General features: G+C 48.3%; 1 protein-coding gene. It reads right to left on the bottom strand.

What is annotated here, in order from left to right; all coding sequences use genetic code 11:
• Nucleotides 1-601 (bottom strand): immunoglobulin-like domain-containing protein (locus PCORN_RS19560; protein ID WP_036082751.1); only part of this gene is annotated, 601 nt, incomplete at both ends.

Below are 601 nucleotides of genomic sequence, written 5' to 3'. Positions count from 1 at the left end.
TCCATTGACCCATAGGCGAACAGCGGTAACGTCTTTTCCGTATGTTCCTGTGATGGTCGCATCGCCAAAGGTATACGCATTAACGTCTAGTTTGTAATCATAGATGGAGCCGTTCGGAATCACTGTGACTGTTTTCGTGTTGACTTCTTTGTATTGGGCGTCTACAGCGATGATTTTCACGACATCGGTGGTGCTCTTGATGTACGTGTTAGCGCCTGCGATGGTGTATGTGCCCGCTGATGTTGTCGCTTGTTTCACGATAACGCCATTCACGGATAGGCGAACTTTGGCTACGTTGGTACCCATCGTGCCGTTAATCGTTGTATCTTGATCCAATGTGAAATTGGCTGGTGCTGTTAAGGCATTGTCTAGGGTGTCGAAACCAGTAAGGGTCACTGGTTTGCGATTCAACTCGTTGTATTGCGCGTCTACGCCCACCACTTCGACTTTATCGGTTTTGTTTTTGATGAAGCTCGCAACGTTTGTGAAGGTGAAGTCGCCATTGCTGGTTGTTGCTTGTGCTACCGCGACATCGTTGACCCAAAGACGGACTTTCGCAATGTCTTTGCCGTATTTACCGGTCAGGGTCGCACTATCTTTC

This window comes from Listeria cornellensis FSL F6-0969 (genome assembly GCF_000525855.1).
Lineage (GTDB): Bacteria > Bacillota > Bacilli > Lactobacillales > Listeriaceae > Listeria_A > Listeria_A cornellensis.
The sequence above is the reverse complement of the archived record's forward strand: the minus strand, read 5'-3'. Positions and strand labels throughout refer to the sequence as shown.